The 20,121-nt window shown below is 46.3% G+C and carries 12 protein-coding genes; 3 read left to right on the top strand and 9 right to left on the bottom strand.

What is annotated here, in order from left to right; genetic code table 11:
- Positions 1-145 precede the first annotated feature (145 nt).
- Entirely contained in the window at positions 146-1,867 is a 1,722-nt protein-coding gene (locus PPA03S_RS00430; RefSeq protein WP_082703944.1) for a cellulase family glycosylhydrolase, read from the top strand.
- A gap of 149 nt (positions 1,868-2,016) precedes the next feature.
- Here PPA03S_RS00430 and PPA03S_RS00425 read toward each other — a convergent pair whose 3' ends face one another.
- Positions 2,017-2,412 carry an NmrA family NAD(P)-binding protein gene (locus PPA03S_RS00425; RefSeq protein ID WP_157283881.1) on the bottom strand — a complete coding sequence of 132 codons (396 nt, stop codon included), beginning with the start codon at positions 2,410-2,412 and terminating at the stop codon, positions 2,017-2,019.
- A gap of 363 nt (positions 2,413-2,775) precedes the next feature.
- Between PPA03S_RS00425 and PPA03S_RS00420 the strand changes: the two genes are divergently transcribed.
- Positions 2,776-3,099, top strand: a complete 324-nt coding sequence (locus PPA03S_RS00420) for a hypothetical protein (protein ID WP_062318804.1) — start codon at positions 2,776-2,778, stop codon at positions 3,097-3,099.
- Positions 3,100-3,203: 104 nt separating this feature from the next.
- Here the strand turns inward: PPA03S_RS00420 and PPA03S_RS00415 are convergent, their stop codons facing one another.
- The 3 genes from PPA03S_RS00415 to PPA03S_RS00405 all read right to left on the bottom strand — a co-directional run bounded on the left by PPA03S_RS00415 (position 3,204) and on the right by PPA03S_RS00405 (position 8,014).
- Entirely contained in the window at positions 3,204-5,171 is a 1,968-nt protein-coding gene (locus tag PPA03S_RS00415) for a sucrose-specific PTS transporter subunit IIBC (RefSeq protein WP_062318803.1), read from the bottom strand.
- Positions 5,172-5,197: 26 nt separating this feature from the next.
- Positions 5,198-6,673, bottom strand: a complete 1,476-nt coding sequence (locus PPA03S_RS00410; RefSeq protein ID WP_062318802.1) for a glycoside hydrolase family 32 protein — start codon at positions 6,671-6,673, stop codon at positions 5,198-5,200.
- 357 nt (positions 6,674-7,030) lie between these two features.
- A complete protein-coding gene (locus PPA03S_RS00405; protein ID WP_062318801.1) occupies positions 7,031-8,014 on the bottom strand; it encodes a LacI family DNA-binding transcriptional regulator in 984 nt (327 codons plus the stop codon).
- A 581-nt stretch (positions 8,015-8,595) separates the two neighbouring features.
- Between PPA03S_RS00405 and PPA03S_RS00400 the strand changes: the two genes are divergently transcribed.
- Positions 8,596-9,678, top strand: coding sequence for a bifunctional 3-deoxy-7-phosphoheptulonate synthase/chorismate mutase (locus tag PPA03S_RS00400; RefSeq protein WP_062318800.1), 1,083 nt, complete (start codon positions 8,596-8,598; stop codon positions 9,676-9,678).
- A gap of 94 nt (positions 9,679-9,772) precedes the next feature.
- Here PPA03S_RS00400 and PPA03S_RS00395 read toward each other — a convergent pair whose 3' ends face one another.
- From PPA03S_RS00395 to PPA03S_RS00375, 5 genes are all read right to left on the bottom strand, one after another.
- Positions 9,773-11,446, bottom strand: a complete 1,674-nt coding sequence (locus PPA03S_RS00395; protein ID WP_062318799.1) for a ribonuclease J — start codon at positions 11,444-11,446, stop codon at positions 9,773-9,775.
- 184 nt (positions 11,447-11,630) lie between these two features.
- Positions 11,631-12,902 carry an L-rhamnose isomerase gene (gene rhaA / locus PPA03S_RS00390; protein ID WP_062318798.1) on the bottom strand — a complete coding sequence of 424 codons (1,272 nt, stop codon included), beginning with the start codon at positions 12,900-12,902 and terminating at the stop codon, positions 11,631-11,633.
- Positions 12,903-12,920: 18 nt separating this feature from the next.
- Positions 12,921-14,990, bottom strand: a complete 2,070-nt coding sequence (locus PPA03S_RS00385; protein WP_062318797.1) for a bifunctional aldolase/short-chain dehydrogenase — start codon at positions 14,988-14,990, stop codon at positions 12,921-12,923.
- A 189-nt stretch (positions 14,991-15,179) separates the two neighbouring features.
- Positions 15,180-16,103: a glycoside hydrolase family 5 protein gene (locus PPA03S_RS00380; RefSeq protein WP_411835324.1), complete on the bottom strand. Its 924-nt coding sequence runs from the start codon at positions 16,101-16,103 to the stop codon at positions 15,180-15,182.
- A gap of 535 nt (positions 16,104-16,638) precedes the next feature.
- Positions 16,639-19,977, bottom strand: a complete 3,339-nt coding sequence (locus tag PPA03S_RS00375) for a DUF5107 domain-containing protein (protein ID WP_062318795.1) — start codon at positions 19,975-19,977, stop codon at positions 16,639-16,641.
- Between the last annotated feature and the right edge of the window lie 144 nt (positions 19,978-20,121).

Raw genomic sequence — 20,121 nt, 5'->3', positions numbered from 1 at the left:
CTTAGAAAGCGCTTTCAATACTTAATTTGGAGGTGATTCCATTTCAAAGAAGCCAGAGTCTTGTTCCATGTTGAATCTTATTTACCAATGTCTTCAAGAACTCTATTTTAGATCAACAATTATAATTACAAAGGAGAATATGTTAATGAACAAAAACCGCAAATCGGTCCTTTCGCTCACTCTCGTAACGGCAATGATCCTGTCCCTGTTCTCATCCGCCATCGCTTCTGCCGCTGATGAGGCGATCCAGACTAGTACTGCTGCCACTCCAACCAATATGCAATCCTATGTTAATGCGATGGAGCCGGGCTGGAATCTTGGTAACTCGCTGGACGCGGTCGGTGCAGATGAGACGGCCTGGGGCAACCCGCTGATCACGCAGCAACTGATACAAAATATTGCAAATCAAGGCTACAAGAGTATACGTATTCCAGTGACCTGGCAAGCACATATGGGTGGAGCTCCCAACTATACTATTGATACCGCTTACATGAATCGTGTACAACAGGTTGTAAATTGGGCCCTTGATGCGAACCTGTATGTGATGATCAATATCCATCATGACTCATGGCAGTGGATCAGCTATATGGAGAATGACCATGCCAATGTTCTGGCTCGTTACAACTCTGCTTGGACTCAAATTGCAAACAAATTCAAAAACACATCCACTAAGCTGATGTTCGAAAGTGTAAATGAACCACGTTTCTCCGAAGGTGGCACAACAAATACTGCTATTGCATACGCTTTGCTGGATGAATTGAATGTATCTTTCCATAGCATCGTGAGAGCATCAGGCGGAAACAACACCACACGTCCACTCGTTCTGCCAACCATGCATACTTCTTCCACTCAACCAGATCTCGATGCATTAACCCAGACGATTGCGAAATTGAATGACCCTAACATTATCGCAACCGTTCACTATTATGGTTTCTGGCCATTCAGTGTGAATATCGCAGGATACACGAAATATAACGCTGAAGTACAAAAGGATATTACAGATACATTCGACCGTGTCTATAATGCTTTTACTGCCAAGGGTATACCCGTTATCGTTGGGGAGTATGGGTTGCTCGGCTTTGATCAGCACACAGGTGTTATTGAGCAAGGCGAGAAGTTGAAATTCTTTGAATTTATTGGCCAATACCTGCGTCAGAAACAAATGACCACCATGTTATGGGATAATGGACAGCATTTTGGTCGTACCAGCTTCACCTGGTCTGATCCGGATCTGTATAATACGATGAAAGCAAGCTGGACAGGTCGCTCCTCCACAGCTGAATCGGATTTGGTTTATCTTAAAAAAGGTGCAGCGATTCAGGATAAAACCGTAAAGCTCAATCTCAATGGCAATACATTTAGTTCACTTGCCAATGGCAGTACCACTCTTGTCCAAGGTACAGATTACACGATCAGTGGTGATGTGCTAACGTTGAAATCCAGCCTGTTGACCCGACTGACCACTTCCGGCAATCTTGGTGTTAATGCCAAGCTGACCGTCAAATTCAACAAAGGTGCAAACTGGACCCTGAATATCATCAAGTATGATACACCTAAACTGAGCAATGCAACAGGCACAACGAGCTCGTTTGCGATTCCGACGACCTTTAATGGCAATCAGCTGGCCACGATGGAAGCCACGTATACCAATGGAGGCAACGCAGGTCCGCAAAACTGGACTTCATTCAAAGAATTTTCCTACACTTTTAGTCCGAATTATAGCAGCAACGTGATTGAACTGAAACAAAACTTCTTCAATGATACGAATAATGGCGAAGTCATTCTCAAATTCCACTTCTGGAGCGGAGACATCATAACGTACAAAATCACAAAAAATGGTTCCAGTGTAATAGGAATCTCTTCCTAATAGGGTTTCACAGCTCAATGTATAGCACATAGGAATTAGCATATAGAAAAACACGAAACGTTGTGTTCAGGGCAACAGGCTTTGGACACAACGTTTTTCATTTATACTTGGTTCAACCGACTGGCGACAGGGACCCACGATCAGGTGATTCACAATAAAAATGAAACATTTCCATTCCGGCTGTGAATAACATATGTTGCTCCCAGGTTTTTATAAACAAGTCCAACATGAGCCTTGTTGCTGGAAACAACATAGAGTTGTTGCGGACAGAAGCTGTGGCACAGCTCAATGTCCTGACAGCACTGCGGCAAGTTATTTTCAAATACAAAGGCGTTTTTCACTACAAATTCTGGCGGAAGCTGATTACGGTCAGTCATTTCCTGAATGTAACGTACAGTAACTGCCCCAAGAGATTGAAGTTGTTTCCCCTCTTCTTCACTGTGTACAAGCACAACAACCGCAAATCCCTTCTTCAGTAATACATCCACAAAATTCTTTCCTGTCTCACCGCATCCTGTCGATACCATCATCATTGCTTCATCCATTGCCGCCAACCTCGCCTTCACATCAGATCCTGCAAATGCCATCTGGAGTACGTTATTTGCGAATCATAGTCCTCTGTCTGCATCTCTGCAATTGAACTGCATGCGATTTCTGCACCGTTCTGATCGATTCCAGACAATCCAGGTGAGCAATTCTTGCCTAATCTCCACTTTTCGCTGTCATGCGGCATTTTACTCGGTCTGTCATGAGCGGAAGAAAAAATCGAGATAATCTAGTCCAAAACGAAGATATATCTCTTGTTAATCGCTTACATGTGTGAATTCTATACCAAAAATCAGAAAATCAGGCGTATATCCATCCCATTTGATTTTACTTGAGCTGTGTTCAGTCGTAACATAATCGACATGATAACAAAAACATTAAAAATCTCATGTGGGAATGTTCATGGTTTTGCCGAATTTGAATTGCCTGTAGGATCCCATCCCTCTGATCTGGTAAAATGGGCTTCGGTGTTCAGACCTTTAAAAGGTATGGAGCTGTCACTGGTCATGCAATATATCCAGCGGCATCAAGAACTATGGGGAAATGAACGCATGCTTTTCCTGCACGAAGCCGCCAGCAATTTGCTTCTCAACCTGGAGCAAGCCAGCACATCTGATGTGATGTTAAGCGGGGAAGAAATTCGTGCCTTTCTGATGCAATACGCACTCACGTACTATTCTTTTTGACACCTTCCGTGAATAGAAAAGATACATAAAAGTGCAAAGAAACCCTGGTGATATACACCGGGTCTCTTTGCATTTTTCAACCTGTCTTTTTCAAAAGCTTACTCTCATGCTGGTTCAACAAATTTCACAACGATTAGTGCTTCACCATTAGCTTGAACAGGGCCTGTTAACGTTGCCGTCACCTGTTCAATTCTATCGTTCCCATTCGGGACGAGCACAGGTGTAATTAATGGCAGTCCTGCAGCCTGGATCGCTTCCATGTCAAATTCAATTAACAACTGTCCTGCGGTTACAGTGTCTCCGCTGTTCACATATGCGGTAAATCCCTCACCCTTCAGTCCAACGGTATTAATTCCAATATGCACAAGCATCTGAACACCTGTTTCATGTTCCAGAATTACCGCATGTTTGCTCTTGTTCATCACATGAGCGATAACGCCGTCAAAAGGTGCGTACACTTTGCCCTCAGAAGGCTCAATTGCGATTCCTTCTCCCATATGCTTTTCCGAGAATGCAGGATCAGGAACCTGCTCCAATGCAACGGCTGTGCCTGTGATCGGTGATGCAATCTCCAGAATATCTAACTTGGTACGATGGTTAACTTTCTTGCTGACAGATGAATTTGACTTCTGCGACTGATCCTTCGCCTTGCTCTCTTCTCCTTCACTGCTTGCTACTTCCTCAGCAAGCGGCTGATCCTTATATCCAAAGAACCAGGTAAGCGCAAAGGCAATCCCCATGGCCACCACGTTGGACAAAATGTACAGCGGCAGTTGACTGTTCAGATACAGCAGGGTTCCCGGAATAACCGTCACCGCCATACCTGTACCTTGCAAATGGAACAAGGATGCGATAAATCCACCCACAGCGCCTCCGACAAGACCCATGATAAATGGTTTCATATACCGCAAGTTAACCCCGAAGATAGCAGGTTCGGTAATTCCCAGAAATGCAGAGAATGACGAAGGCAGTGCGAGTGCTTTCAACTTCGTATTTTTGGTCTTCATTCCCACAGCCAGACAAGCTGCTCCTTGTGCCGCCATGGCACAGGTAATGATGGCGTTAAATGGATTAAAGCCCGTCTTCTCCAAGAGCTGAATCTCCAGAAAGTTAAAGATGTGATGTACACCGGTAACGACAATAATTTGATGGAAGAAACCAATAATAATGCCCGCAATACCAAATGGCAGTCCCAATACGGCTGTCGTTCCATGCAGCACCCACTCCTCCAGGGAATGGAATACTGGACCAATCGCGAAGAGTCCCAACGTAATCATGACCGTCAGCGTAATAAAAGGAGTAAGAATTAAGTCGAGCGCCTCTGGTACGCGTCTTCTCAGCACTTTCTCAAACTTTGCTCCGATCAATCCTACGAAGAACGCAGGCAGCACGGAACCCTGATACCCGACCACCGGTATGAATCCGAACATGTGCAGCGGTTGTGCTGATCCATCGGCCACAGCGTATGCATTCGGCAGCGCCGGATTCACAAGCATGAGACCCAAAACGATGCCGAGAACCGGACTCCCGCCAAACACACGGAATGCAGACCAGGCTACGAGTGCAGGCAGAAATGCAAATGCCGTGTCCGTCAGGATCTGAGTAAATAACAGGAAATTGGGCGAAATGTCCTCTGGCGTTGCACCAAATAGCGATAAAATTTCATTTTGAGTGAGCAGCCCCCGCAGACCCATGAACAGCCCCGTTGCCACCAGCACAGGGATAATCGGTACAAAAACGTCACCAAACGTGCGAATGGCCCGCTGAAAAGCATTACCTTCCTTTTTGCCCTGACTCTTCACGTCTTCCTTGGAAGACCCTTCGATTCCCAACTTCTCAACCTCTTCAAATATTCGGTTTACTGTTCCTGTTCCGAATATGATCTGATACTGGCCAGAGTTGAAAAAGGCCCCTTTGACTTTGTCGATGTTCTCGACCTGCTTCTGATCGATCTTGTCTTTGTCATTCACCATGATCCGAAGACGTGTTGCACAGTGTGCAAATGATGCGATATTTTCTTTGCCCCCGATGGCACGAATAACGTCCTGGGCAATCTGCTGATTATCCGACATGGTCCTTCATTCCTCTCACATTATATCTAATAATCCCATTTTGATGCCTGAAATTCTGCCTTGCCTCCTTGTGCAAAGAAGCGAATCTCCACACTTTCCTTCCTTGGAAATATCCGGCTTGTGAATACCTCTTCTCCATCATTGACAAAAATCTCAACGGAAGAGGAATCCATAAATACATGAAACTTAAGGACGTCTGCATTTAATGTGCAGCGCCGTACATTCCCGTTCTGATCCGCAAGCGCGGCGCCAGATCGTGAGCGGTCCAGGACCACTTTCTGAGTCAACCGATCATACTGCAACACAGTTTTCTCTTCTGCACTCGCCCTCAATTCAATGCCTACGACTTCTGCGTCAAAATCACGGATTTCACATTCCAATTCATAAGCCATTCCAGCAAAGTCCGGGAAGGATCGGGTCTCATTATCAATTGTGAATTCCATAGGAGTCCCTTCAGAATCCCCACGCAGCTTCACCATTTCAGAGACTGGCTGCTGAATTAACTTCCCCTCCCGGAGTGACAACTGCCGCGGAATGGTCAGGCAATGTGCCCATCCACTCTTATCTGTCGGATACTCCAAATCGGGGAGTCCCATCCAGCCCACCAAAATTCGTCTTCCATCCGGCGCCTGCATCGTCTGCGGGGCATAAAAGTCAAATCCACGATCCAGCTCCTGAAATGGACCATGTTCGAATTGCCTTGTCTGAAGATCCAGTGGTCCGCCAATCAGATAGCCCGACTGAAAAATATTCTGATACTCGTCTCCCTGACTCTCTATTCCTTGCGGCGAGAAGATCAACACACCCTGACCCTGCATCTCCAGATAATCGGGGCACTCCCACATGTAGCCAAAGTTAGGTAGCCCAGTATGAATCTCTCCAAGGAACGTCCAGTTTCTGAGATCTGACGAGTGATATAATACCGTGCATCCCGTTTGATCTACACGCTGGGCTCCAATGACACAATAATACGTATCACCCTGCTGCCAAACCTTGGGGTCTCTGAAATGTTCCGTGTAGCCAGAAGGTACTTCAGAGATCACAGGTTGATCCACCTTGGTTATTGAACCGCTTTCATCCATAATCGCCAGACACTGATACGGATGCCTGATCCAATCACGATCTCTTGTATTTCCTGTGTACAGCAGATACAGTTGGCCTTCTTTTTCAATAGCACTGCCTGAGTAAGCCCCGTGTGAATCATAGGTGTCCCCCGGATGAATACCGATTCCGACATTCTCCCAGTCCACCAGATCCGTTGATCGGGTATGATACCAGTACTTCATTCCATGTTCGGTTCCGAGTGGAAACCATTGGTAGAACAGATGATAATACCCCTGATAATATGAGAATCCATTAGGATCGTTAAGCAGTCCGGTTATCGGCTGGATATGGTAATGCTGTCTCCACGCACATGCAGAGATCAAATCTTCAAGTTTGCCTATTTCTCCAGGCTCTGCCTGCTCAATTCGTCTGTAACGCTGCTCTCTGGTCATTTTCATAAAAAGTATTCTCCATCCTAGCGAATATAAATTAGATCAAGAAATGTTACACTTGGCCACTTCGATGGCAGAACAATCCTCCGATCGCTGTTATCCCCAGATTTCCTTGATCCCTTTTCTAAAGGGTGAAATCCGCTGATAAAGGCGAACACTACGTTTCTACAGATTTTTTCTGCCCTCTCCGTGATCGTGTAACTCTTAATTTAATTTATTTTAAAACCCAAAAAAGAGAGGAACCGGTTCCAAATCACTTAAAAAAATAATTCCATGTGGCCTTTTCGGCTGAACCGAGTTCCAAATCCGGATTTGGACATTTGGTGTGGAACCGGTTCGATGGAATTATCATAATGGATTCATTTATAATTTGTCAACGCTTTCTCGTGGAATAATCTCGACATCAATGATCGTGCACAGCTCCACCGGTTCACCTTTTACCAGACGAATAATGTGCGCGGCCGCCAGTTGACCAGCCTGAAAGTAGTGATATTTCACGGTTGTCAGCGCAGGATGAATCATCTCTGTGATCTCGTATCCGCCAAATCCTGCAACCGATAAATCCTGTGGAATTCGCACCTTGTTGGAAAAAGCAATCTTCATCACACCGAGTGCAATGTTATCCGTTGCACCAATAATAATAGTCGGTTTGCTTTCTTTTAGAATGGCTTCTGCGGTAACGATGGCTTCGGACATTTTGAAGCTGGTCTCGTAGTACGTCACGTCACAACCACCCCATTCGTCGATTGCACGCTTGAAGCCCTGTTTACGGTGGATTCCTACTGCCTGATCTTTCTCGGTAACGCCAATATACGCCATCTTTCGATGTCCTTTTTCCACAACGAACTTGCCCATCTCATACCCTGCCTGATCATCATTATGTACCAGACTGTGCAGCTGTTCGTGTTGTTGCCCAACCAATAGGACCGGAATTCCGATGTCTTGGGCAGCTTTCAGATGTGCGTCGGTTACTTCCGCGGCAAGCAGAATAATCCCGGATACCTTCTGTCTGGCAAAATCGTAAATGGCATCAATTTCACGTTGCATATCCTGACTTGTATTCGCAATCAGCATCTGATACTGATTATTTCTTAATTCTTCATCAATGCCAATCAATGTCTGCGAGGTTGCAAAAGAATCCAGACGGGGAACAACCGTTCCAATAATACTGGTTTTTTTGGCTTTGAGACTCTGTGCAAACGTATTGGGTACATAATTATATTGTTTAATTATTCGCTCAATCTTCTGCCGTGTATCCTCACTAACAGAACCGCCATTCAGGAAACGAGAGACTGTGCTCTTCGCCACTCCCGCCATTTGAGCGATATCTGAAATCGTTTTATTCATAATTTCTCCTCTTGTTCGCATTCGCTTGAATTCACTTTATTATACTTCGAATGGCAAACCCTGGCGAATCCTATTCCCATACTGATCCGAGTCCAACCTCACGAGATCCCCGATATGGATATAAATGCGTCACAGTAAAGCGTTATTGAGTCTTGGCATTAATTCAGCTTCTTGCGGGCAATGTTTTGAAATGCTAGTATAACTTCAATTCATAATGTATATCATGAAGTACAGGATAGAACATTTATTTAGAACATCATCATTCATACAGGCTATGACGGAAAGAGTACGCGAGTTTATCGTTCATTACAGGGACGCGGTGCCAAAGACTGAGAGCACCCGAAAGAACACACCGCGGAAGTTCACTCCCGAGCCGATTGCTGAAGGGCTGCTTCTCAAGGATACAGCTCCTAGGACAATCCGTTCCTTGCGTTAAAAGGTCAAAGTGAGAAACAGATCGGCTGTATTCATTCAGCATGACCGTTTCTAATTAGGGTGGTACCACGGCTTCTTCGTCCCTTCGGATGAAGGGCCTTTTTGTGTTTTTTCATCATAATTCAATATTAAAGGAGTAGATCAGAATGGATCAGAGCAAGAACTTGGAACAATTAAGAGGTCGATTGAGTGAGATTAATCATAGTCTTCTGCACTTATTGTCAGAGCGGGCTCAAATTACACAGGAAATTGGGCAAATCAAGGAAAAACAGGGTGTACCCAAGTACGATCCGGTTCGCGAAAAAGAAATGCTGGAGGAACTGACTGCCGCCAATCCGGGGCCTTTCCAAGACGATGCAATCAAACTTCTGTTCAAACAGATTTTCCAGGCTTCCCTGAACCTTCAGGTTGACGAGCACAAGAAACAACTGCTCGTTAGCCGCAAAAATCAGCAGGAAGATACGGTCGTGTCCATCGGAAACGTCAAGGTTGGCGCAGGCAAACCAATCATGATTGCCGGGCCGTGCTCGGTTGAAAGTTACGAGCAAGTACGTGAGGTCGCAGCAGCGCTAAAAGCAGCCGGCATTACCGTGATGCGCGGAGGAGCATTTAAACCTCGTACGTCCCCATATGACTTCCAAGGACTCGGCATCGAAGGATTGAAAATTCTGAAGGAAGTTGCCGACGAGTTCGGATTGAAGACAATAAGTGAGATTGTGCATCCAAGTCATATTGAACTGGCTGGCCAGTATATTGATGTAGTCCAGATCGGTGCCCGTAACATGCAAAACTTTGAATTGCTCAAGGCTGCCGGGGATGTTCAGATTCCGATTCTGCTGAAACGCGGTTTGTCGGCAACTATTGATGAATTCGTTCATGCTGCAGAATACGTCGTCTCCCGGGGAAACAAACAGGTCATGTTGATTGAACGCGGGATTCGCACTTATGAAAAAGCAACACGGAACACACTCGACATCTCTGCTGTACCGATTCTGAAACAGGAAACCCATCTGCCTGTCCTTGTGGATGTAACCCACTCTACCGGACGCAAAGACATTCTCGCGCCTTGTGCCAAGGCAGCTCTCGCAGCGGGTGCGGATGGTGTAATGGTTGAGGTTCATCCTAATCCGGCGGTGGCCCTTTCGGACAGTGCGCAGCAATTGAACATCGAGCAGTTCAACCAGTTCCTCTCCTCCGTGAGACAATCCGGGTTGCTGAACGATCTATAAGGTAACCACAAAAAAGCAAAAGCCTGATCGAAATGTGCGGTTCATACGAAAGGTTGTATGTTCCGACAGTTCTCAGGCTTTTGTCTATATCTCCTCAAACCTCAATAATAATGGGCAGAATCATCGGTCTGCGTTTCGTCTGGGCGTAAATGTAATGACCAATCTCGTCTTTCAGCTTTCTTTTGATCACATTCCACTGGTTCGCTCCGCTTCCGGTTAACTCTTCCATCTTGCTTTGAACCAGCTCATGAATCTCTCTCATAAATTCCTCGGAGTCCTTCACAAACACAAAACCTCTGGAGATGATTTCAGGTGAGGTAACCATATGTTTCTCCGTTTTGCTCAGTGTAGTCACGATCACCAGCATGCCGTCGGAGGACAATTGCCTGCGATCTCGCAGTACAATATTTCCGACATCGCCCATAATTAGTCCATCGACGAGACTATTGCCTGAAGCTATCTTGGGACCAGGAGAAGCAACACCGTCTTTGTACTGAATCATATCCCCATTGTTGACGATGAATACATGATTACGTTCCATCCCCACGGACTCTGCCAGCAGTCTATGCTGGTACAACATGCGAAACTCGCCGTGAACAGGAATCAGATAATCCGGCTTCATCAGGGTCAGCATCAGTTTGAGTTCTTCCTGGCTGCCGTGCCCGGATACATGCATGCCTGCAGCGCCGCTAGAACCATAAATGACGCGCGCACCAAGTACATACAGATTATCAATGACGTGCGCAAGATTGCGTTCATTCCCGGGGATTGCTCCCGCAGCAATAATGACGGTATCTCCAGGTGCAATCTTCACATGAGGATGCTTGGAGGCCGCCAAACGGGATAATGCAGCCATCGTTTCACCCTGACTTCCCGTACATAGCACAACGACCTCCTCCGGAGAAAACTGATCCGAATCTACCGCCTCAATGAGCAATCCCTCAGGTACATCCAGGTACCCCAGCTCACTGGCCACGGACACCACATTGATCATACTTCTACCCAGCAGAGCCAGCTTGCGCCCCGTCTCGAATGCCGCATTTACAATCTGCTGTACCCTGCTAATGTTGGACGCAAAGGTTGAAATAAACACTTTTTGTTTGGCACGAATAAAGGCATCCAATATATGGTCACCGACAATCCGTTCGGAAGGTGTGAAACCGGGCCTCTCCGCATTGGTACTCTCGGACAGCAGCACGTGTACACCCTGTTTGCCAATCTCGGCCATACGATGCAGATCGGGATACGGCCCATTAACGGGAGACATATCGAACTTGAAGTCCCCGGTATGAACCACATTGCCGCCTGGCGTCTGAAAGAAAATACCGAGACAATCCGGTATACTGTGGCTGGTTGCAAAAAAAGAAACCTGAATGTCGCCCAGCGTAATGCTGGATTTGGCATCAATCGTGTGAAGATCAGCTTTTCGCAGCAGCCCATGCTCTTTCAGTTTAAGTTCAATCAATCCACGGGTTAGTCTGGATGCATACACAGGGATATTGATTTGTTTTAACAAATAGGGAATGCCGCCGATGTGATCTTCATGTCCATGCGTAACCACCAGCGCTCTGACCTTATCCTGATTCTCCAGCAAATACGTCACATCGGGAATGATGAGATCAATCCCCGGCAAAGTTTCATCCGGAAACTTTGAGCCACAGTCAATGACAATGATGTCCTGATTGTACTGGATGAGATACATGTTCTTTCCTATTTCATTCAAGCCGCCAAGTGCAGCGATATACAGTTTGTTATCGGCGAAATTCAATTTGGATTGACCCTCCTCTACTTTTAATAATGCCAAGCATGCCTTACATTCCTCTTATGTATTTTTAGTATGGAGCTTCTGACCACAGTTATGCATTACGACGTTTTTTGATGCAAAAAACAACCACAGCGGAACAATTTGCTCCACTGTGGCCCAAAATGAATTATAAATAAATGATTACTTGTTATACGAATGACTTATCGCGCTGAAGCAAAACTTCCTGCTCGTAGGTTTTGATCTCAGCAATCCACTGTTCACGTACGGGTACTTGCTGCTGGGCACAATAGTAATCCCAGATCGCTCCAAATGGATAGGACTTGAATTCTTCTGTCAAGGCAAGACGAAGCGTATAATCCCCAGCCAGCTCAGCTGATTTCAGAGCATCTACAGGTTCCAGCATTGCACGCAGCAGCGCTTTAATCGTATTGCGTGTGCCAACCACCCATGCAGCTACCCGGTTGATACTTGCATCAAAGAAATCCAGGCCGATATGTGTTGTGGGAAGCAGGTCATGCCGTACCAGCTCTCGGGCTATTTCCAATAGCTCGTCGTCCATAATGACAACATGATCACTGTCCCAACGCATTGGACGGCTGACATGCAGCAGAATGCCATTCGTGAACAGGGCCAGGGAAGACAGTTTGTTCGATATCACTTCGGTTGGATGAAAATGACCGGCATCCAGGCAAACTAACGTACCATTTTGCAGTCCATAACCCATGTAGAATTCATGTGAGCCGACAACGTACGCTTCGGAACCGAGGCCAAACAGTTTGCTCTCTACCGCATCCAGATGATGCTTCGGATCAAGCTTCTCGGCAAATACATCATCAAGAGAATCCTTGAGCCGTTTCCGCGGCGTCATGCGATCTACCGGATTATCCTTGAAACCGTCCGGTACCCATACATTGGTTACACAGGTCTGACCGAGCTGCTCTCCGAAGTAAGCGCCTATGCGTCGGGCCGCTTTGCAGTGGTCGATCCAGAACTTGCGAATCTCCGGATCAGGATGACTTAGCGTGAAGCCGTCACTTGATTTTTCGTGAGAAAAGCAGGTTGGATTAAAATCCAGTCCGAGCCCCTGCTCTTTGGCCCATTTCACCCAGTTCGCATAATGCTTCGGTTCAATTCGATCCAGCTCCACTTGCTCGTCTGTGTCAGCATATATCGCATGCAAATTAACCTTGTGCTTCCCCGGAATTAGGGAAAATGCCTGTTCCAAGTCTGCCCGAAGCTCTGCTGGCGTCGTTGCAGCCCCCGGATACTGCCCTGTAACGGAAATTCCGCCTGTGAGCTCTCCGTCTTTATTTAGAAAGCCTCTCACATCATCCCCTTGCCAACAATGAACAGATACCTTGATTTCCGCGAGCTTCTTCAACACTTCGTCCGTATCAATACCATGCTGGGCATACAATAGTTTGGCTGCTTCATATGCTTGCTTGACTTGATTTTCCATGTGTGAGAACCCTCCTTATTATCGTGTAAATGCTGCCGGAACACCGCCGTCAATGGTCATCATGCAGCCAGTCGTTTTTTCCGATTTGGAAGAGGCAAAGAAGGCAATGCCTTCCGCAATGTCTCTTGGATAAATATTAACGAGCAACGTCGTACGTTTACGATAGTACTCTTCCAGTTGATCGGGTTCAATACCATATGCTGCTGCACGCTCATTTCTCCATGACCCATTCCAGATCGCAGAACCTTGCAGGATGGCATCCGGGAGAATCGTATTTACACGAATACCGTATTCTCCGCCTTCTGCCGCGATACAGCGTGCCAGATGAGCTTCGAGCGCTTTGGCCGAGCTATAGGCGGAGGCACTCTTACCTGCATAGACCGAGTTTTTGGAACCGATAAATACCATACTTCCGCCAATTCCCTGCTGTTTCATTAATTTGAAGGCTTCGCGGGCCACGAGGAAGTATCCCGTACCCAGCACATTCATGTTCAGATTCCATTCCTTCAAGGATGTTTCGTCAAAAGGGCTGGAGGTAGCCAGACCCGCATTGTTTACAATGATATCCACGCCGCCATATTGTACAGCTACTTCGGCGTACGCAGATTGCACGGCTTCCTCATCGGTCACATCCATCTTCAATGCATATGCGCGATTGGCACCATATTGATCGTTTATTTCCTGCGCTACCTTCTGCGCTCCTTCAAGGTTAAGGTCCGCGAGAACGACGTGTGCCCCTTCGGATACCAATCGGCGTGCCGTTTCACTTCCAATTCCACCGGCCCCCCCGGTAATAAACGCCACTTTGCGGGAAAACTCAGTCTCTGCAGGGGCAAGGGATAACTTGTAAAGCTCAAGCGGCCAGTACTCTACATTGTAGGATTCATTGGCGCTGAGCGATACGAATTGGCCCAGACTTGTCGCACCGCGCATCACGGCAATGGCTCTATGATACAATGCCCCGCTTACCTGGGACAGTGCCCAACTCTTGCCTGTGTTGATCATGCCCACACCCGGGATGAGAATGACGCGAGGTGCAGCTTCGAACATCACGTCACCGTCATTTTTGTTGCTCTCAAAGTATTGTTGATACTGCTCTTTGTAGGCTGTTACGCCTTCGACCAGCTTGGCTTTCAGTCCCTCGATATCTTCCGCGTCCGGTGTCCAATCGATGAACAGGGGTACCACTTTGGTATGAACCAAATGATCCGGGCATGCCGCGCCCACTTGTGACAGTTTTGGTGAGTCCGCTCCACCAACAAAAGCAAGCACATCCTCCTGATCGTCAAAGGACAGAATCATTTTTTTGCTATCGGATACCGCTCCCCGAATGGTCGGCATTACTTTGGATACGATCTGACGGCGAACTTCTGCCTCAAGCGCAGGATGTTTCTCTCCGCCAAACAGGCTTCCTTCGTCAACACGTGCTTCGATGAAAGCTTCCGCTTCATTAATCATTTTGATCGTCTGTGCGTAACATTCTTCGGATGTTTCTCCCCAAGTCACAAGTCCGTGTTTTTCCATCAGAACCAGTTCGGCATTCGGATTCGAGAATACGCTTTCAGCAATCATCTTGGATAGTGTGAATCCGGGACGCACATAAGGAACCCATACAAATCGATCCCCGTAAATCTCTTTCGCCAGTTCCTTTCCATTATCTGCACAACACAGACTAATAATCGCATCCGGATGGGTATGGTCCACATGTTTATATGGAAGGAATGCATGCAGCAATGTCTCAATGGAAGCACGTGGATGCTTGGAATCGATCATACAATGCCCCAGATATTCGACCATCTCTTCATCCGTCATCGACTCACGCTCAATCAGTGGACGAATGTCTTCCAGTCCAAGGCCTGTAAAATGCTTCGCCTGCATGGAAGCCAGGTCAGACCCGCTGCCTTTTACATACATCACTTCTATATCACGGCCGCGAAAATCTTTCACCGTCGTTTTGGTAGACGTATTGCCTCCGAAAATATTACATACACGGCGGTCTGCGCCAATCAGATTGGATCGGTAGACCAATTGTTCCAGCCCTGTTGTTTTCTCCGAAGCCTGCGCTGAATCCCATAAACTCTGTACCATTTGTTCCCCTCCGATAATGTTTGTTTTATTCCTAATCCGAGTTTATCATCTTTGTTTTGTTTTGGAAACAAAAGATTTTAAAAATAAACGGAAAAATTCAAAAGGTTATTATGCGGATGATCCTCTTTTCAAAAAAACACCCTGACGAATTCGTCAAGGTGCCCTTAGCTCACTATTTAATAGAGATTATTAATAGATCCCTGCTTTTACCGAAGTGTTTTTAATTCCATACGTGTCATAAACCACCGTGTTGCCAAAGCTTGTTAAAGTTCCGTTTGGACCTGTAGCCAAATCCAGATAATTGAGATCGGAGTTGTTCCCATACCAGGACCATGCGAGCCAGCCTACTCCTTTTTCCTGACCGTATTTCATGATTGCATATTCATCGACGTCCCCATTGGTGTGGTATCCACCAAACTCACCGATGATCAGGGCCAAACCTTTGTTCAGCACGTTTTCCATGTTGGCTTTGACCGTTGCGGCATCTTTACCTGCATATTCATACATGTGAATGGAGAAAACCGTATTTTTCTGGGCATCTGCTGCAAAAACACTTTGACCATAGTCCACAATAGATTGCGGATATTGGCCCCAGCCAGCTGCATCTACAATTAATGTATTTTTAATGCCGGCATTTCTCAGTTTCGGAATTGCTTTTTTGTACCCGTCAGCCCAGGCACTGCCGTTCCAGGTCCCGTACCATTCATTGGCAATATTGACGATAACGCGGTCTTCCTTGCCAATCAGAGCTTCCTTGATGCTAATCCAGTAGTTGACTGCTGCATCCAACGAATTGTAGTCATCTTTACCAGTTGCATCATGTACTTCGAGCACTGCGATCATTTTGTTCTGACTCACCAGGTTGATTATGTTTTTAACGGCGTTCAAATCATCTTTGGTATATTGCGTCCCATTGGAGAGCACAATACGTACCGTGTTCGCACCTGTTTTTGCAATGGCGGGTATCGCTGTGTTTAGATCGTTCTTGAACCAGGTATGACTGTGGTTGACGCCCCGCATGACAAAAGCTTTACCCGTAGAGTCATACAACTTGTTACCGCTTACATAAAAACCAGCAGCAGCAGAAGCTTTGGGTGCAGCACTTCCCAACATAACCAAAATGAGCGCAGCAATGACGGTGATGATCGTACCCTTTTGCAACTTGACCATTCGTTAGAACCTCCTACATTTTTTAATTTATTTCAATTAACCCTGCTCAAGGCAATAAGTTAACTAAAATTGAAACTATTAACGCAAAAAAATAAAGTAAAACTTAGAATCAAATGAGGATTATAGTCAGTTTTTATTTAACTTAATTTACCTTAACGATAAGGTTATGAACTCATAATAAAATGAAAGCGCTTACCGGTCAAGTATTTTTTACCATGATCAGGAAGTTATTTCTGAACACAAAAAGACTCCTTCTCTCAGAATGAGTCTAGAGAAAGAGCCAGGGTAATTCTCTTGTTTCTTCTACTTGTCTCCCCTAATTATCACATCATAATTCTATTCGGTAATGTGGCACGAACTGGATTTTATTGAACGTTCCGATCTCCACACCGTCAGCAACCGATGATGAATATGGCTGCCTGCAACATTTTTATTCATGGATCTATCTCCTCCTGGCTCATTGATTTCAATAAAACGTTTACCTGTGCACATATGCTCCTTGATGATTCGGATTCAGTTCAAGCACTCGTTCCAATTCAAGCTTCGCTTCTTCTTTACGTCCAAGGCCAAGCAGTCCCAGGGCTCGCATATATCGACAGTGCTCCTCGTTTCGTTGATCCAGATTATCCTCAAAGACCAGAAAATCCGGCAGGGATACAGCAAAATAATCCATTCTGATATGGTCATGCATATGTCTCTCCGCATAATCAATCAGCTTGTTAAATCGACGCTTTGCTTCCTTTGCATTCCCCATTCGTTCCCAGGCCAGACCCTGATAATAGATCCATTCAGGCGGCTGGTCGTTATAAAACATGGCACTTGCAGGTTCGTCCTGCCCGACGGAAGCTCTCAGATAATTCTCTTTGGCTGCCTGGGCATTGCCCATCTGTTCATAACCACAACCAAGATAGAAGTACACCGGATTGTCCCCTACACCCTCCAGTTTCCCTTCACCCAAATGATGCGGATAAATCAATGATTTTTTCAGCAACTCCACTGCTTGTTCGGGTTGTTTCTTCGCCAGATGTTGCTTCGCCAGTTCAGTAAGAGCCATAACATATTGTCCGGTGACCTTGCCTTCTCCGCCTTCCCAGGGATGAAAATGTCTATGTTGAAGTGCATTCCACGCCTCCTGATGTCGTCCTTGCATGTTCAGCAATGTAACCCACTCGATGTACAAATCATCACGGAAATGAATGAGATCCATATGCTGTTCCAACCATGCGATTCGTTGCTCACAGGAGCTGCCCCTTTTTTTGTACAGTTGATCCAGCTCGTAGAAGATCCGGGCATCCCCGGGATTCAGGCGAAAAGCTTCCTTCAGGGATACCAGTGCATCATCAGACTGATGAAGCTTGTTATAATACGCCAGTCCCAGGTTTCGATGTACTGTAGAATATGTGGGATCGACCTCGCGGGAGGTTTCCCAATGGGTAATGGCATCCTTGTATCGTTTTTTATCATATAGCCAATTCCCCACATAATAATGAGCGCGGGCATCGGACGGATCAGCAATAAGCGAATCCAGCAGCACAAGCAGTTCAAACAGACTGTTCGGAAAACAATAATCCGGCCTGGCAGCTTTCCCTTGATGTTGGCATGACAACGCTTGTTCGGAGTCACCCGCCTTACGGTGCAGATATGCATGAGTGTAATACACCATCGGGTACACTTGCTCTGCTTCGGATACATAATAAGCAAGTACTCCTAGCGCTTCATGCCACAATCCGCTTTCAGCGTAATCTGCAGCCACATTCATATAATTATGGACATCCCCACGCATGAGCTTTTTGAAATAAGAGATAGCTTGGCTCGCCTTTTCGTAATCTGCAAGTGAAGACGTTTCACTATATAACAGAACCAACTCATAAGCGGCTCCAAAATCAATCGGGTCCAGTCCCAGGGTCACGCGAGCGTACTGCATCGCCTGCTGCTCTCGGCCCGTCCTGCGCAACAAAGCCACCTTCAGATGGCGTGCCTTATAGTTTCTGGTATTACGGATCAGCGAACGTTCGACGAGTTCCAATGCTTCTAACTCGTTATTTTCCGCTGTATCGATCTGTGCAAGCAGTAAATATCCGCTATCCTGATACTGTGCAGACCAGACTGCTTTATATAGGGCTTTGTACGCTTCATGATGTCTCCCTTGCAGCTTCAAACAAAGACCAAGCTGATAGAAGGCCTCACTGTCATACGGATTTGTATTTTTCCACGAGAGCGATTGCACAGCTTGGCGAAAATAAACCTCTGCCTCCCGAAACGAGCCTCTTCGCAGCAACAATGTGCCATACGCAATATTATGACGGATATCACCTGGATCACGCTTCAACCCTTCCAAATAGTAAGACTCTGGTTCATAGGTGGCATGCCGGTATTGCTCAAGATGAAGACCTGCCAAGTAGAGCTGTTCGTTGGTCCTGATCTCGGAAGGCAGAGGGAGTGGTTTGGCTGCTTCCGGCACTTCGTTCAGACCAGCCGGTTCAGGCTGATAGGAAACGAGCAGCCTTCCATCCGCGGCACGAACAGTTACCATCAACTGATGCCAGTCCTCCTCACCACTCCATTGGAATGAATTCTTATATAATTGGGTTGGTGAAAGGGTACATTTTTCGCTTAGATACACGGTAGCTGCCCCTTTCAGTTCAATCACCGCATGGGCAAACACTGAAGTTGCATATACACTTACAACGAATCGCCCCGTTTCCTCATCACGCTCCAGATTTACAGCCGCATCAATCGTAGCATTTTTGACCATGCCAACCCCTTTGTAGGGCATAAAATACTGGGAAAACGATTTGCTCTCATAAGGCTGCAGCCAAGTAAAATCCGGCTGGTTATCCGTAAATACACCTGTCATCAATTCAATGTACGGTCCATCCTCATCCGTGAGTTGACGATCCCATGCCTGCCCAAAAGTACCATTTCCCCATGTCCACTGCTTTTTGCCTGGAGATACATGATGGTTGGCTACATGCAACAATCCTGCCTGAACATCATGATCGTAACCGCCCACAAAATTATAATCCGATTTGTATGCCATGTACGATGTTGGAACCGGTATATTTTTGTAACGTGAGATATCGACACCTTCGGAATAGTCCATCTTGTAATACGTCCCTGTAGCAATAGGGAAGCGTGACACATCCCGTTTCCCATGATCCAGCACAGCCGTCACATCCGGCGGAAACACCGATTGCGTATGATCATTTACGGCGACAGCCGGATTTGCCCACCACAGAAAGGTTTGAGGCTCAGGGGTACGATTATATACTTCGGCATTAATCTCCAGATAGGCTTTGCCAGGATAGAGCGTAAATCCGGCGGTCATCTTCGTACCGTACATACGATCTATTTCACCAATCCATACGGTAGCGCTCCCATCGTCATTGCTCGAAAATGTACAATCTACCGGACCAAATGTATTGGGTCGATGGTGCTGGGGCCAATTGAATTCAATGCCTCCCGAGATCCAGGGTCCAGCAAGACCTACCAGAGCGGGTTTGATGACCCGATTGTAGTAAACAAAATCGTAATGGTTCGTACGATCAAGCGCACGATAAATGCGACCCCCCAGTTCCGGCATCATCTCAATGCGTACATACTCATTTTCAAGAATAATGATTCGATACGCTTGATCCGTCACTTCATCTTCGATACGATCGATGACCGGAAGCGGATACACCTTCCCCGAACTTCCCTGGTAGATTCGCTTTTCCAGAAACATCGGATTGGGATCCGGCTTGCCTGTACCGTAGGTGGGAATATGTCTGACTTCTTCCCACACTTTAACTTTGGGTTCTACTGTTATGTGATTCAATCCACTCACTCCTCGCCTTTGTATATATGGTGATCATACGCTCAGGCAAGAAGGAAGAACATTGACATTAAACGGTTCTTGATGGACGATCTTCGGATTTTCCCCATAACAAAGAGAGTACTTCATTCACTGCCAAACAGTGAA

Source organism: Paenibacillus pabuli NBRC 13638 (assembly GCF_001514495.1).
GTDB lineage: Bacteria > Bacillota > Bacilli > Paenibacillales > Paenibacillaceae > Paenibacillus > Paenibacillus pabuli.
The sequence above is the reverse complement of the archived record's forward strand: the minus strand, read 5'-3'. Positions and strand labels throughout refer to the sequence as shown.